General features: G+C 65.9%; 15 protein-coding genes and 1 riboswitch. Of the genes, 6 read left to right on the forward strand and 9 right to left on the reverse strand.

What is annotated here, in order from left to right; genetic code table 11:
* Nucleotides 1–103 precede the first annotated feature (103 nt).
* Genes AAFG16_RS06025 through AAFG16_RS06035 form a run of 3 tightly spaced genes read right to left on the reverse strand, consistent with a single transcriptional unit; the run spans nt 104 to nt 2,781 of the window.
* Nucleotides 104–1,492, reverse strand: coding sequence for an ATP-binding protein (locus AAFG16_RS06025; RefSeq protein ID WP_283083956.1), 1,389 nt, complete (start codon nt 1,490–1,492; stop codon nt 104–106).
* An 18-nt stretch (nt 1,493–1,510) separates the two neighbouring features.
* Nucleotides 1,511–2,242 carry a response regulator transcription factor gene (locus AAFG16_RS06030; protein ID WP_342738029.1) on the reverse strand — a complete coding sequence of 244 codons (732 nt, stop codon included), beginning with the start codon at nt 2,240–2,242 and terminating at the stop codon, nt 1,511–1,513.
* Entirely contained in the window at nt 2,239–2,781 is a 543-nt protein-coding gene (locus tag AAFG16_RS06035) for a MarR family transcriptional regulator (RefSeq protein ID WP_283083958.1), read from the reverse strand. The genes AAFG16_RS06030 and AAFG16_RS06035 overlap by 4 nt, the downstream gene beginning before the upstream one ends.
* A 339-nt stretch (nt 2,782–3,120) precedes the next feature.
* On the opposite strand from AAFG16_RS06035, the gene AAFG16_RS06040 reads away from it, so the two are divergent.
* From AAFG16_RS06040 to AAFG16_RS06060, 5 genes are all read left to right on the forward strand, one after another.
* On the forward strand, nt 3,121–4,203 hold the full coding sequence (locus AAFG16_RS06040; protein ID WP_283083959.1) for a branched-chain amino acid aminotransferase: 1,083 nt from the start codon (nt 3,121–3,123) through the stop codon (nt 4,201–4,203).
* A 254-nt stretch (nt 4,204–4,457) separates the two neighbouring features.
* A complete protein-coding gene (locus AAFG16_RS06045; RefSeq protein ID WP_283083960.1) occupies nt 4,458–4,982 on the forward strand; it encodes a DUF2314 domain-containing protein in 525 nt (174 codons plus the stop codon).
* A 210-nt stretch (nt 4,983–5,192) separates the two neighbouring features.
* Nucleotides 5,193–6,713 (forward strand): histidine--tRNA ligase, encoded by a 1,521-nt coding sequence (gene hisS / locus AAFG16_RS06050; RefSeq protein ID WP_342738032.1) that lies wholly within the window; start codon nt 5,193–5,195, stop codon nt 6,711–6,713.
* Nucleotides 6,714–6,828: 115 nt separating this feature from the next.
* Entirely contained in the window at nt 6,829–7,032 is a 204-nt protein-coding gene (locus AAFG16_RS06055; RefSeq protein ID WP_008144861.1) for a tautomerase family protein, read from the forward strand.
* A gap of 113 nt (nt 7,033–7,145) precedes the next feature.
* Nucleotides 7,146–7,538, forward strand: coding sequence for a hotdog domain-containing protein (locus AAFG16_RS06060; RefSeq protein WP_342738034.1), 393 nt, complete (start codon nt 7,146–7,148; stop codon nt 7,536–7,538).
* 124 nt (nt 7,539–7,662) lie between these two features.
* Here the strand turns inward: AAFG16_RS06060 and proC are convergent, their stop codons facing one another.
* Together proC and AAFG16_RS06070 are read right to left on the reverse strand one after the other, a co-directional pair.
* Nucleotides 7,663–8,487 (reverse strand): pyrroline-5-carboxylate reductase, encoded by an 825-nt coding sequence (gene proC / locus AAFG16_RS06065; RefSeq protein WP_342738036.1) that lies wholly within the window; start codon nt 8,485–8,487, stop codon nt 7,663–7,665.
* 205 nt (nt 8,488–8,692) lie between these two features.
* A complete protein-coding gene (locus tag AAFG16_RS06070) occupies nt 8,693–9,193 on the reverse strand; it encodes a YbjN domain-containing protein (RefSeq protein ID WP_283083964.1) in 501 nt (166 codons plus the stop codon).
* Between the two features lie 407 nt (nt 9,194–9,600).
* Nucleotides 9,601–9,759, forward strand: a riboswitch (FMN riboswitch).
* A 76-nt stretch (nt 9,760–9,835) separates the two neighbouring features.
* Between AAFG16_RS06070 and AAFG16_RS06075 the strand changes: the two genes are divergently transcribed.
* Nucleotides 9,836–10,411, forward strand: a complete 576-nt coding sequence (locus AAFG16_RS06075; RefSeq protein ID WP_283083965.1) for a 6,7-dimethyl-8-ribityllumazine synthase — start codon at nt 9,836–9,838, stop codon at nt 10,409–10,411.
* Nucleotides 10,412–10,591: 180 nt separating this feature from the next.
* Here AAFG16_RS06075 and AAFG16_RS06080 read toward each other — a convergent pair whose 3' ends face one another.
* From AAFG16_RS06080 to AAFG16_RS06095, 4 genes are all read right to left on the reverse strand, one after another.
* The gene (locus tag AAFG16_RS06080; protein WP_283083966.1) at nt 10,592–11,545 is read right to left on the reverse strand and encodes a ribose-phosphate pyrophosphokinase; all 954 of its coding nucleotides are present in this window, start codon (nt 11,543–11,545) and stop codon (nt 10,592–10,594) included.
* Between the two features lie 194 nt (nt 11,546–11,739).
* Nucleotides 11,740–12,372 carry a hypothetical protein gene (locus AAFG16_RS06085; RefSeq protein WP_342738038.1) on the reverse strand — a complete coding sequence of 211 codons (633 nt, stop codon included), beginning with the start codon at nt 12,370–12,372 and terminating at the stop codon, nt 11,740–11,742.
* Between the two features lie 198 nt (nt 12,373–12,570).
* Entirely contained in the window at nt 12,571–13,338 is a 768-nt protein-coding gene (pgeF, locus tag AAFG16_RS06090) for a peptidoglycan editing factor PgeF (RefSeq protein WP_283083968.1), read from the reverse strand.
* Complete coding sequence (locus tag AAFG16_RS06095) at nt 13,338–14,453, reverse strand: SAM-dependent methyltransferase (RefSeq protein ID WP_342738040.1); 1,116 nt, start codon at nt 14,451–14,453, stop codon at nt 13,338–13,340. The genes pgeF and AAFG16_RS06095 overlap by 1 nt, the downstream gene beginning before the upstream one ends.
* Between the last annotated feature and the right edge of the window lie 14 nt (nt 14,454–14,467).

Raw genomic sequence — 14,467 nt, forward strand, 5'->3', positions numbered from 1 at the left:
ATGTAGAAAGCTGAAGATCGCGATGCCTGAATAGGTGAGATCGTAGCCCGGAAGCCGGTGCGCTCCCTCGCCCCGTTCTTACGGGGAGAGGTGAAAAAGCCAGCTACACCGGTATTCTCACACTCGCCCTCAATCCCCCCATCGGGCTGTCGCCGAGCGTGATGTCGCCGCCATGCGAGCGGGCGATGTCGCGGGCGATGGCGAGGCCAAGGCCCGTGCCGCCTTCGTCCTGGTTGCGGGCGTTGTCCAGCCGCAGGAACGGCTTGAACACTTCTTCGCGCAAGTGAACGGGAATGCCGGGGCCGTCGTCGTCGACGGTGACGGTGAGATAGCGGTGATCGCGCTGGCCGGTGATGGCGATGGCCTTGCCGTAGCGCGCGGCGTTGGTGACGAGGTTGGCGAGGCAGCGCTTGAACGAGGCCGGCTTCACCGTCACCACCGGCAGGCCGTGGAACGCCACCGTCGCGGCGTGGCCGTGGCGCTCGGCGTCGCTGCGCAGCTCTTCCAGCGCCTGCGCCATGTCGGTTGGCTGCGACTGTTCGCCGGAATCGCCGCGGGCAAAGGCGAGGTAATCCTCCAGCATCATTGACATCTCGTCGACGTCCTTGCGCATGCCCTCGAGCTCGGGATTGTCGCCGATCAGCGCCAGCTCGAGCTTGAAGCGGGTCAGGATTGTGCGCAGGTCATGGCTGACGCCGGCGAGCATCGCGGTGCGCTGCTCCATGGTGCGCTCGATGCGCGACTTCATCTCGATGAAGGCGACCGCCGCGCGCCGCACCTCGCGCGCGCCTCTGGGTCTGAAGTTCGGCGCCTCGCGGCCCTTGCCGAAACTTTCGGCAGCGTCGGCGAGGCGCAGGATCGGCTTGATCTGGTTGCGCAGGAACAGCACCGCGACGATCAGGAGGATCGAGGACGTGCCGACCATCCAGAACAGGAAGATCTCCGAGTTCGAGGCATAGGCGGCGCTGCGCTGCGCGAACACGCGCATCACGGCATCGTCGAGCTGGATGCGGATCTCGACCAGGTTGGAGCGACCGACCGTGTCGATCCAGAACGAGCGTCCGATCTGGCGGCCGAGCTGCACCGACAGGGTCTGGTCGAGCAGCGAGAAGAACGGCTTTGGTCCCGGCGGCGGCATGTCGCCGGCGGGCAGGAAATCGACCACGAGGCCGAGGCGCTGCTGCGCGATGCGGCGGATCTGGTCGCGGTCCTTGTCCTGCGGATAGCCCTTGTAGACGTCGATCAGCGCGGCGATGTCCTGCACCACCGCGGCCGACAGGCGGCGCGTCACCGTGTTCCAGTGCCGCTCCATGAACACGAAGGCGACGACCGATTGCAGGATCACCATCGGCACGATCATGATCAGCAGCGCACGGGCATACAGGCCGGTCGGCATCCAGCCCTTGAACGCATTGCCCATCCAGCCATTGGCGGCCGAGACGCGGCCGGCGGCGCTCTTCAGCAGCGTCAGGCCGGTATCGATCGTGCTCATCGCGCGCGCTTCACTGATTTATGGCGAGGCCACCAGGCGGTAGCCGATGCCGCGCACCGCCTGGAGGAACAGCGGATTGGCGGGATCGGTCTCGATCTTGCGCCGGAGGCGGTTGATCTGCACGTCGACGGCGCGTTCGTTGACGCTGCCATTGCCGGTCAGCGCGCTGCGCGGCACGGTCTCGCCCGGCGTTTCCGACAGAATCCGCAGCATCTCGCGCTCGCGGTCGGTGAGGTGAATGACCTCTTCGCCCTGGCGGAGTTCGCCGCGATCGAGATGATAGACATAGGGGCCGAACGCGATCTTCTCGACCGCCCCGGTTTGCGGCGGCGGGGCTGCGCGCTTGAGGATGTTGTTGATGCGCAGCGCCAGCTCGCGCGGCTCGAACGGTTTTGCCACGTAGTCGTCGGCGCCGATCTGCAGGCCCTCGATGCGGGCTTCCGCCTCGTGCCGCGCCGTCAGCATCACGATCGGCACCGAGGAGGAAGTCCGGATGAAGCGGGCGAGATCGAAGCCGGTTTCGCCGGGCATCATGACGTCGAGGATCAGCAGGTCGAAATGCAGGCCCATCAGCTTCGAACGCGCGTCGCCGGCGCTGGCGGCGGTCGAGACGCGGTAGCCTTCTGCGGCGAGGAAGCGCGAGAGCAGATCGCGGATGCGGCGGTCGTCATCGACCAGCAGGAGATGCGGGGCGTCGTCGGCCGGTTGCACCGGCGGTCGTGCGAGCGTGGCAGCGAGCGGCACGGTCACTCCTTGCTGTCTTGATTGACGGAAGCGAAGATCGTCTCCAGCACCTTGTCCGGATCGTCGCGGTCGATCATCGCGCGCAGGAAGCGCTTGACGGTCTCGGCATCCTGCGGCGCCATCTCGGCGAGCGCTTTCGTGATCCGCGTGGTCTGGAGCCCGGCGAGCTTCTGCACCAGCGCCTCGCCCTTCGGCGTCGCGTAGAGCAGGCGCTGGCGTCGGTCATTGTCGCCGGTCTTCTGCACGATATAGCCCTCGTCCAGCAGCTGCTTGAGCACGCGGCCGAGCGACTGTTTTGTGATCCTGAGGACGTCGAGCAGGTCGGCAACCTTCAGCCCGGGATAGCGGTAGACGAAATGCATGACCCGGTGATGGGCCCGGCCGAAGCCGAAGGCCTCAAGTTCCTGGTCGGGATCGCCGACGAAATCGCGGTAGGCGAAGAACAGCAGCTCGATGATATCCCAGCGCAAATTGCCTCCGTCGCCTGCGGCCGGCCGTGGCTCGGCAGCGTCTTGGGGGGGAGTCGCGAAATTTATGTCAGGCATATTGACGTATCTTGGGTTCAATGTTACAAAACCGTCGACCCGCACGAAATTTTAGATCGCTTCGCGTCGGGTGGCATCGTAGCAGGGCGGCCGGAGTGAGCCGGACAGGCGGCGACGGCCGGAGCAGATCTACCGTGCGATTGTCGAGCGGCATTTCGGCAAAACATACTGGACTTCCGCCTTCCGCAAAAGCATGTCCTCGGCGACATGCTGGCCACGGAAACCGGCCGTAACATGGCTGGCGGCGGTCCGGCCAGGAACCAATCAAGCCAGCCGGGCCCGGAAGCGGGCAGGCGGGCGCGAGAAACCGCGCCGCGACCGGCAGCGGGAGGCAAGGACATGAGCATGACATTCGACATCCAGCCCGCATCCAATCCCACGTCCGAGAAGGATCGCACCGCCAAGCTGGTGGACCCAGGCTTCGGGCGGGTCTTCACCGACCACATGGCGATCGTCCGCTACAACCAGGCCAAGGGCGGCTGGTACGAGGCGAAGATCGAGGCGCGCGCCAGTTTCCAGCTCGATCCGGCCGGCGCCGTGCTGCACTACGCCCAGGAAATTTTTGAAGGCCTCAAGGCCTACAAGCGCGACGATGGGGGCGTGAACCTCTTCCGCCCCGACGCCAATGCGCGGCGCTTCAAGGATTCCGCCGACCGCATGGCGATGGCGCAGCTGCCCGAGGACGTCTTCATCGAGGCGGTCGAGCAGGTCGTGCGCATCGACCGCGCCTGGATGCCGGGCGGCGAGGGCAGCCTTTACCTCCGCCCCTTCATGATCGCGAGCGAAACCTTCCTCGGCGTCAAGCCGTCGTCCGAATACATCTTCGCGGTGATCGCTTCGCCTGTTGGATCCTACTTCAAGGGCGGACCTGCGCCGGTCTCGATCTGGGTCTCGGAGAATTATACGCGCGCTGCCATTGGCGGCACTGGCGCGGTGAAGTGCGGCGGCAATTATGCCGCGAGCCTGCGCGCCCAGGCCGAAGCGATCCAGCACGGTTGCGATCAGGTCGTGTTCCTCGACGCGGTCGAGCGCCGCTACATCGAGGAGCTCGGCGGCATGAACGTGTTCTTCGTGTTCGACGACGGCTCGCTCTCGACGCCGCCGCTGGGCACCATCCTGCCCGGCATCACCCGCGACTCCATCATCAAGCTCGCCCGCGATGCCGGCAAGACCGTGCGCGAGGAGCCGTACTCGCTCGACCAGTGGCGCAAGGATGCGGCCTCGGGCCGCCTGAAGGAAGCGTTTGCCTGCGGCACCGCCGCCGTGATCTCGCCGATCGGCCAGGTGCGCTCGGTGAGCGGCGACTTCGAGATCTCGGGCGGCGCCGCCGGCCCCGTCGCCATGGGCCTGCGCAAGCAGCTCATCGACATCCAGTACGGCCGCACCAACGATCCCCACAACTGGATCCGCAAGGTGTTTTGAAACTCTTCTTCCTTCTCCCCTTGCGGGAGAAGGTGGCGCGAAGCGCCGGATGAGGGGTTTGTCTCCGCGAATTCAAATGTGAGTTCGACTCGCGGATAGAACCCCTCACCCGTCTCGCCGCTTTGCGGCGAGCCACCCTCTCCCGCAAGGGGAGAGGGCAGAAGCGCAAGGTTTGTGGCTTATTGCGCACTGAACGTGCTGCTGCCGCCGAGCGACAAAGCCAGGACACAACAAGCATCCTGGACATCGCGATCATGGCAACAAAGCTCTCCCAGCCGCTGAAGTGGATCGTTCTCGCCGCCATCACCGGCGTCAGCGTTTTCGGCATTCTGACCATCGGTCCTGTGCCGGAAGTCGTCGCGCAAGACCGCTCGCCGATCGTCGACGTGCGCACCACCGACCCCGAGATGAACGCCGCGATCGCCCGCGCCCGCGGCACACTCCCCACCTTCTGGGCTTCTTACGAATCGCCCAAGTCGTCGGAGACCGGTCATTCCCTAAAAGTGCGCTTTTCGACCCGCAAGGGCGGCGAGCACATCTGGATCGCCGAGGTGAAGAAGCTGCCGAACGGGTCTTATTCCGGTTTCTTTGCCAACGAGCCGCGTGACCTGCCCGGCAAGCACGCAGGCGACGCGGTCAAGTTCAGCGAAGCCGACATCTCGGACTGGATGTTCATGCGCAACGGCAAGATCGTCGGCGGCGAAACCATCAAGCCGACGCTGAAGTCGCTGCCGAAGGCGGATGCGGACGCGCTGAGGGCGCGGATGGAGCAGCCGTAAGAGGTTTTCTTCCCTTCTCCCCTTGTGGGAGAAGGTGGCGCGAAGCGCCGGATGAGGGGTTGTTTCCCCGGGGGCTCTCTCGCGATCGTGCTCGGGGATAGAGACCCCTCACCCGTCTCGCCGCTTCGCCGGCGATCCACCCTCTCCCACAAGGGGAGAGGGGAAAAGGCCCCGGTTGCCGCATCGCGCCCCGGCTGGTAAACGCCGCGCATGGCCGAGAAACCCAAAAAACCCCAGAAACTGAAGGCGCGCCTGCCGCGCGGGCTCGAGGATCGCGACCCCTCAGCGATCCGGGCGACGCGCGAGATGGTCGAGAAGATTCGCGCCGTCTACGAGCTCTACGGTTTCGAGCCGGTGGAGACGCCGGCGATGGAATACACCGACGCGCTCGGCAAGTTCCTCCCCGACCAGGACCGGCCGAACGAGGGCGTGTTTTCCTTCCAGGATGACGACGAGCAGTGGATCAGCCTGCGCTACGATCTGACCGCGCCGCTCGCGCGCTATGTCGGCGAGCGCTACGGCACCGACGGTCTGGTCCTGCCCTATCGCAGCTACCGCGTCGGCTACGTCTTCCGCAACGAGAAGCCCGGCCCCGGCCGCTTCCGCCAGTTCATGCAATTCGATGCAGACACCGTCGGCTCGGCGACGCCGGCCGCGGATGCCGAGATCTGCATGATGGCCGCTGATACGATGGAGGCGCTCGGCATTGCGCGCGGCTCCTATGTCGTCAAGGTAAACAACCGCAAAGTGCTCGACGGCGTCCTCGAAGCCATCGGCCTCGGCGGCGACGAGAATGCCGCACGCCGGCTGACCGTGCTGCGCGCGATCGACAAGCTCGACAAATTCTCCGCCGACGAAGTGCGCAAGCTGCTCGGTCCCGGACGATGGGATGGCGGCGAGGAAGGCAAGGGCGACTTCACCACGGGCGCCAACCTGAGTGAGGCTGAAGCCGACGTCGTTCTCGCCATCACCAGGCCGCGCGACGACTGGAAAGAGGCGATTGCCGCGGCGGAAACCTACCTCGCCAAGAGCCAAGTCGGACAGGCCGGCGTCAGCGAGTTGGAAGAGATTGCGAAGCTCGTGACGGCGTCGGGGTACGGCGCCGACCGCATCAAGATCGATCCCTCCGTCGTGCGCGGCCTCGAATATTACACCGGCCCCGTCTACGAGGTCGAACTGCTGCTGGAGACCAAGGACGAGAAGGGCCGCCCGGTGCGGTTCGGCTCGGTCGGCGGCGGCGGGCGTTATGATGGTCTCGTCTCGCGCTTCCGCGGCGAGCCGGTGCCGGCGACCGGCTTCTCGATCGGCGTCTCGCGCCTGCAGGCCGCGCTGACCTTGCTCGGCAAGCTCGACACGCGGCCCGAGTTCGGTCCCGTCGTCGTCACCGTGTTCGATCGTGATCGCGTCGCCGACTACCAGAAGATGGTCGCGAGCCTGCGTACTGCCGGCATCCGCGCCGAGCTCTATCTCGGCAATCCCAAGAACATGGGCAACCAGCTCAAATATGCCGACCGCCGCAACTCGCCTTGCGTGATCATCCAGGGCTCGGACGAAAAGGCGCGTGGCGAGCTGCAGATCAAGGATCTGATCGAAGGCGCGAAAGCGGCCGCCGCGATCGCCTCCAACCAGGAATGGCGCGAGACGCGCCCGGCGCAGTTCTCGTGCAGCGAAGCCGATCTCGTTTCAAAAGTGCGCGAGGTCTTGGGCCGCCATGACGTAAAGTGGGGATAGCCATTCCGGCAGGCCGTCATGCCCGGGCTTGTCCCGGGCATCCACGTCTTGTTTGATGGAAGGGAACGTGGATGGCCGGGACAAGCCTGGCCATGACGAAAGCAGGGAGACAACGATGCCTGAGATCACCGTCAGCATGGCCGAGGGCCGCACCGACGAGCAGAAGGCCGGCATGATGCGCGACATCACCCAGGCGCTGGTGAAGAATCTCGGAGTTGACGCCGATGCCGTCGTCATCCAGATCAACGAGGCCCCGCTCCGCCACAAGATGAAGGGCGGCAAGACCTTCGTGGAGCGCGCGGCGGCGGCGAAGAAGTGACGCGTTCGCGTCATTCCGGGGCAGCCCGCCAGGGCTGAACCCGGACTCTCGCACCGTAAACTTCTGGATTCCGGGTTCGCGCTTCGCGCGCCCCGGAATGACGAGCAAGCACCATGGACGCACGCGACTTCATCAAGGTCGGCATGAGCGCCGAGCGCACGCTGGTGGTGCCGGTGGAGCGCACGGTCGGGCATTTCGTGCCCGGCATGCCCATGGTCTATGCGACGCCGATGATGATCCTGGAAATGGAGGTGACGTCGGGCGATGCGATCCGCGCAGCGCTCCAGCCGGGCTGGGTCACCGTCGGCACCGAGGTCGACATCCGCCATCTCGCAGCAGCGCTCGTCGGCGCGACGGTGCGGACCACGGCGAAAGTGGTCGCGGTCGAGCGCCGCGTCATCCGCTTTGAGGTCGAGGCATTCGAGGGAACGCGCAAGCTCGGCGAGGGCCGCCATGCGCGCGGGCTCGTCAATGTCGAGATGTTCAACAAGCGGCTGGGGGCGTAGCGGCAGGGCACGGTCCCGTAATGCCGTAGGGTGGGCAAAGCGAAGCGTGCCCACGACCTTCGTCGCCATTTGAGAAATTTGCTGGGCACGGCGCTTTGCGCCTTTGCCCACCCTACGACACCGTCTACTTCGCCAATTCCCTCGACCGTTGCGTCGCCGCCGCGATGGCGCGGATCATCAGCTCGCGCAGGCCTAGCTCACCCATCAGCACGCCGAGGGCCGCGGCGGTGGTGCCGCCGGGCGAGGTCACGTTCTGGCGCAGCGTCGCGGACGGGAGCTCCGACTGGTGCAGCAGCTCGCCGGAGCCGGCGACCGTCTCGCGCGCGAGCTTGGTCGCCAGCGCCTCGGGCAATCCCGCCTCGACGCCGGCGCGTGCGAGTTCCTCGGCGAGCAGGAACACATAGGCCGGACCCGAGCCGGACACCGCGGTCACCGCGTCCATCAGCCCTTCGTCCTCGACCCATTCGACCGAGCCGGTGGCGCGCAGCAGCGCGTCGGCCACGGCGCGCTGCGTGGCGCTGACATTCTTCGCCGCGACCGCCACCGTGATGCCGCGGCCGATCGCCGCCGGCGTGTTCGGCATCGCGCGCACCACGGTGCCGCCGATGACCTCTTGAAGCGAGGCAATCGTGGTTCCCGCCATAATCGAGACCACGGAGGTCTTGGCGGAGACGAACGCCTTCAGCTTGGCGCCGGCCTCGCGGAACATCTGCGGCTTCACCGCGACGACCATGGTCTCGACAGTGCCTGCCGACGTCACATCGGGATTGAGCGCGACGCCTTTGGCGGCCAGCGCGGTGATCTCGGGCGAGATGAACGGATCGACCACCGCGACGCGGCGCGGGTCGAGCCCGCCGGCCAGCCATCCGGTCAGCATCGCGCCGCCCATCTTGCCGGCGCCGGCGAGCAGGATGGTGCCGGTGATGTTTTGAAGAGTGCTGTTTGCCATCGCTGCCGCCACACGTTCGCCGTCGTCCCCGCGAAGGCGGGGACCCATAACCACAACTGGTTCTAGTGGATGGAGGTGTTGGCAACAAGCCGCGTGCCACAAGCGAAATCACGCGGTATGGATCCCGGATCTGCGCGCGCTTTGGGCGCGCTTGTCCGGGATGACGTGGGGAGGGAGCGTCGGCTCTCCTACGTCGTGAGGCGCCCTATGCCTCGCCCACCGTGTCGAACATCGCGGCGTCCATGGCCTGCGCGGTGGTCTTGCCGGCCCACACCACGAACTGGAACGCCGGGAAGTAGCGCTCGCAGGCGTGGATGGCGCCGGCGAGCATGGCCTCGCATTGCGCGGTCGAGGCGGTGAGGCCGCCCGGCAGCACCAGCGCCTGGCGATGCATGATCATGCCGGTGTTGGTCCACAGGTCGAAATGGCCGACCCATAATTGCTCGTTGACCGCGGCGACGAGCCGCTGCACCTCGCTCCGGCGCGGAAGCGGAATCTTCATGTCGAACGCGCACGCCAGATGCAGCGCCTCGATCTCGCCCATCCAGGTGAAGGAGATCTGATAGTCGGTCCATTGTCCCTTCGAGACAATGGTGAGCTCGTCCTCGCCGGAGCGTTCGAACGGCCAGTTGTTGCTGGCGGCGATATCCTCGACCACCGCGAGCGGGTGATTTCGGGAATCGATATTGCCTTCGAGCAGGGACATGCCGTCTCGACCTCTTGCCTTCTTGTTGTCTTTGATACGCACGCGGTTGGGTCCGGCGCGCGCTCCCTAAACGTCGTCGATCCCGGGAGTCGCTTTCGCGATCTCCCTCGGATCGGCGCGGCCTGTCGCGGATCAAGTGATGTGATTTGCGGAATCTGCGCAACGGGGTCGCGAGTCCGTCCACAAGCCAGGACTCCTTCGTCCACAGCTCATCTGTTGGCCACAATTGTTAACGACGAGAACAAACCGGAATCGGATTCCCTGAAAGCGCCAATCGTTAATTCCGCCGCGCGATGTCCGGGCTGCCATCGCGGCATGGGACCATGCGGATTTTCCGTGCGGAACACGCTTGCTGCGGCCCCGAACCGGCGTCATATTTCCTTCTAGGTCGCTCAATCCCGAGCGGCCGATGTTCTCAGGGCGGGGTGAAAGTCCCCACCGGCGGTAAGGGCCGAAAGGCCCAAGCCCGCGAGCGCCTTCCGTGAGGGTTATCCCGAAGGGAAGGGTCAGCAGATTCGGTGCAACTCCGAAGCCGACGGTTAAAGTCCGGATGAAAGAGAACGGTCGGTGGCAGACGCATCGCAAGATGCGGCTGTTTGTCGTTCCGTGTGCCCTGATTCTGGTCCTTAACTGAGGAAAGCCATGAATCAGATGTTGCAAGATCCCCAAACCGAAACGTCCCAAGCGAAGACGTCCGAAGCCACCCGACCGCTGGTTCCACAGGACCCGGTGACGGAGCATCCGCGCTTTGCCAAGCCGCAGCGGGTGGCCTTCGTGCAGGCCTGCTGGCACCGCGACGTTGTCGCGGAAGCCCGCATCGCCTTCATGAAGGAGGCCGAGGCGCGCCACCTCACCCATGTCGACGTGTTCGAGGTGCCGGGCTCGTTCGAGATCCCGCTGCACGCGCAGATCCTCGCCAAGACGCGGCGCTACACCGCGATCGTCGCGGCCGGCCTCGTCGTCGACGGTGGCATCTATCGCCACGAGTTCGTCGCCGACACCGTGATCAAGGCGCTGATGGACGTGCAGCTGCGCACCGAGGTGCCGGTGTTCTCGGCGGTGCTGACGCCGCAGCAATTCCACGAGACCGAGGTGCACTACGATTTCTTCCGCAGGCACTTTGCAATCAAGGGCGTCGAGGTCGCGGCGGCCTGTGCAGAGACGTTGCATGGCCTGGAGCGTCTACGCGGCCAGGTCGCGGCGGGGATCGTCGGCTAGGCAGGCTGCCCTCGGGTGGGCAAAGCGGCTTGTCCGCCGTAGCTCGAGGAGCGAAGGCGGAAAGCGTGCCCACCATCCTCGCTACTGAAGTCATTTCGGGGCTCGCGAAGCGAGAACCCGGAATCTCGAGATTCCGGTTCGGCGCTGGCGCGCCGCCCGGAATGACGGTGGTAGATCAAATCAGTCGAAGAGGCTCGACACCGACTCTTCCGCGGCGGTGCGCGCGATAGCGTCGGAGATCAGGCTGCCGATCGGCAGCGTGCGGATGTTCGGCGCCTTGGTCACCGCTTCCGTCGGCAGGATCGAGTCGGTGATCACGAGCTCCTTCAGCCTGGAGCCGGCGATGCGCGCCGCCGCGCCGCCGGAGAGCACGCCATGGGTGATGTAGGCGTAGACGTCCTTGGCGCCCTTGGCGATCAGCGCGTCGGCCGCGTTCACCAGCGTGCCGCCGGAATCGACGATGTCGTCGACCAGGATACAGGTGTGGCCGGCGACGTCGCCGATCACGTTCATGACCTCGGACTCGCCGGGGCGCTCACGGCGCTTGTCGACGATGGCGAGCGGTGTGTTGATGCGCTTGGCAAGGCCGCGCGCGCGAGCCACGCCGCCGACGTCGGGCGAGATCACCATCACCTTGGAGAGGTCGAACTTCTCCTTGATGTCGCGCACCATCAGCGGCGCCGCGTAGAGATTGTCGGTCGGGATGTCGAAGAAGCCCTGGATCTGGCCGGCATGGAGGTCGAGCGTCATGACGCGGTCGACGCCGGCCTGCGTGATCAGATTGGCGACGAGCTTCGCCGAGATCGGCGTGCGCGAGCCGGACTTACGATCCTGCCTTGCGTAGCCGAAATAGGGCAGCACCGCGGTGATGCGGCGCGCCGAGGAACGGCGCAGCGCGTCGGTGATGATCAAGAGCTCCATCAGATGGTCGTTGGCCGGGAACGAGGTCGACTGGATGATGAAGGCATCCGAGCCGCGGACGTTCTCCTGGATCTCGACGAAGATCTCCATGTCGGCGAAGCGCCGGACCACCGCCTTGGTCAGCGGCAGGTCGAGGCCTTGCGCGATCGCCTGCGCGAGAGCCGGATTGGAGTTGCCGGCGACAAGCTTGATGGAGCCGTTCTTGGCCGACATGGACGCTTCCTCCCGCGCTTTGCTGGATACGACGTTCAACATCAGAGAATACCCACTGGGAGCACGGTTACGACGAGCGAGCAAATATCAGGCCGAAGCGTGCAATGGCAACCCGGGATGCTACGTTTTCCCTTCGAAAATCCTGAGTCGGGCCAACGGCTTGGCCGCAAACTGAGCCCGTGGTTTAGCGGGGGTTATTGCTCGGCATAGCCGAGTGCCGAGGCCGGCATGTCCGGCACCGGGACTGGGCCCTCCTTGATCGCGCTCGCCACCGCTGGTCCCCGCGGGGCTGGAGCGGCGCCCGGGGCATCCGGCGTGCCGTTGATCATGTTGGAAAGTCCGCTGAATCCGGCCTGGGCGATCTTCCGCAGCACCAGGTCGTCGGCCGCTTGCCAAGGGTCACGGGCAGCGTCGCGGCCGCCCTTGGCGGAGGTCGGTTCCTCGCCGGAGAGGCGCAGCGCCCGCTGCTGGTTGGCGTCGTAGACGTCCCAGACCCAGGCGATCACGGTCTTGCCGCGCACCACCTGGGCGGAGAGGTAGCTGCGCACGCGGTAGGCGGCCGTCCCCTCGCGGGAGATCACGGACAGGCTGCGCAGCTTGGATTCGCTGTCGAGCACGCCGACCATGCGGTCGAACACCTGCGGCGGCGGCCCGTCGATGGATTCGAAGGCGACCGTCGCGCCGGAGCCGGCGCTCGGCGCCATCGCATAGGAGTTGGCGGCACCGCCGCCACCGGCGCAGCCGCCGAGCGCGGTCGCCGCGGCCAGCAGCATGACCGCCAGCACGCGCGAACCCGCGCGGCCCAAGATGAATGACGCATCCCTCATTATGGAGGGCAGCGATATCGTTAAAATGCATTAACGTCTAGGGCAGCGGCGACATAGACCACTGTCGTCGCGTCTACCCACACTCATTCCGGGCGTCTGACGGACGGACTATGGTGCGCAATTGCGCACCTGAGAATCTCGAGATTCCGGGTTCGATGCTTCGCCTCGCCCCGGAATGACGCGGGGTTGCCCTTGTGTTCACCCCTCCAGCGCGATCGCGTGGATGTGCCGGCCGTAATCCGGCTCCTTGCGATGCACCGAGCGGCGGTAGCTGAAGAAGCGTTCGTCGGCGTAGGTATCGAGGCCGAGATCGTCGATCATCAGGATGCCGGCGGCCTCGAGCCGCTTGCGGATGAAGCCGGCGAGATCGAACATCGCGTGTCCGTCGCGGATTGACGGGATGAAGAACATGGCGTTGTCCGCATCTGCCTCGATGAAGCGCGCCACGAACTCGTTGCCGACCTCATAGCTCTCTTGCCGGATCAAGGGACCGATCGCGGCGATGATGCCGCTGCGCCTGGCGCCGAGTTTTTCCATCGCCGAGATCGTTGCTTCCAGCACGCCGGTGAGCGCGCCCTTCCAGCCGGCATGGGCGCCGCCGATCACGCCCGCGTTGGGATCGACGAACAGCACCGGTCCGCAATCGGCGGTGGAGACGCCGAGCGCGATGCCCGGCGTCTTCGTCACCAGCGCATCGCCCTTCGGCCGCGGGCCGCTCGGCCACTGCGCGTCCGCAACGCGCACGTCGGGCGAATGGATCTGGTGCAGGCTGAGAAAGCGCTCCGGGGCGACGCCGACATGCTCGGCCATGCGGCGGCGGTTCTCCGCAACGAGGGCCTGATCGTCGTTCGAGCCGAGCCCGCCGTTCAACGCCGAATAGATGCCGCTGGAGACGCCGCCTTCGCGGGTGAAGAAAGCGTGGCGCAGGCCGGGCACCGCCGACAGCAGCGACGAAGTGAGGGTCATCAATTGCCTCCGGCGTGCTCGAGGTCGCTGAGGCCGGCGATGCCCCTCAGCCGCGGCTCGGAGATGCCGAGCACCTTGAACATGGAGCCCATGCCGCTGCGCCCGGTATCGGTCAGGCGCTTCAGCGCCACGGAAATGTCGGTGGCCACTTCCGGCGTCGCCTTCTGCATCAACGCGGCGGCCCGGGTGTCGATGCCGACACGCTTGAGGAAATCGCCTTGCGTCACCGGACCGTGCACGCGCGCGCCGACGTCTTCTGCTGCACGCGCCAGCGCCTGGAAATCGACATGGGCGGTGACGTCGGCCTGGCCCGGTGCCTTCAAGGGGTCAGTGAAGGTGTGGCGCGCGATCGCCTGGAAAGTGTCGCCGGCGTCGCTGCGCAGATGGCCATAGTCGATGATCAGCGCCGCGCCGTCCTGGTCGCGCACGCGCGTGGCGAGCTTCATGATCTCGGCGTCCGGCCGCCATTCGAACACCGCGCCGATGGGCGCGGCGCGCACCAGCGGCGGCAGTAGCACATCGAAACGCGGCGTCGGCTCGGCCGCCGCGCCGAATTGAAGCTTGCCGTTGGGGTCGAGCTCGATCACGCGCTCGTGCCAGCCGCTCTCGTGGCGAACCATCTGGTGGATCGGCAGCACGTCGAAATATTCGTTGGCGAGGATGACGCTGGGGCCTTCGGGCACGTCGTCGATGCTGTCGTGCCAGGCGATGTTGCGCACGCCCGACAGCGTCGCGCTCTGCCGCTCGCGCAGCACGGGATTGACCTCGACCATGTGGATATGGAGCGCCTGATACAGCGGCGGCAGCACGCGGAGCGCGCGCAGCGCATCCGCCATCATGGTGCCGCGGCCGGGGCCGAGCTCGATCAGACGCAAAAATTCCGGCGAGCCCATCTGCTTCCACACCGAGGCTGTCCACAGGCCGAGCAGCTCGCCGAACATCTGGCTGACCTCGGGCGAGGTGGTGAAGTCGCCTTCACGCCCGAGCGGGTCGCGCGAGATGTAATAGCCGTGGCGCGGATGCATCAGGCACAGTTCCATGTACCGCCAGACCGGCATGGGGCCTGAGGATTTGATCAGCGCCTTGATCTCGTTGAGTAGCGGCTGGTCGGTCACGGCGTGCTTTCTCG

Source organism: Bradyrhizobium sp. B117, from assembly GCF_038969555.1.
Lineage (GTDB): Bacteria > Pseudomonadota > Alphaproteobacteria > Rhizobiales > Xanthobacteraceae > Bradyrhizobium.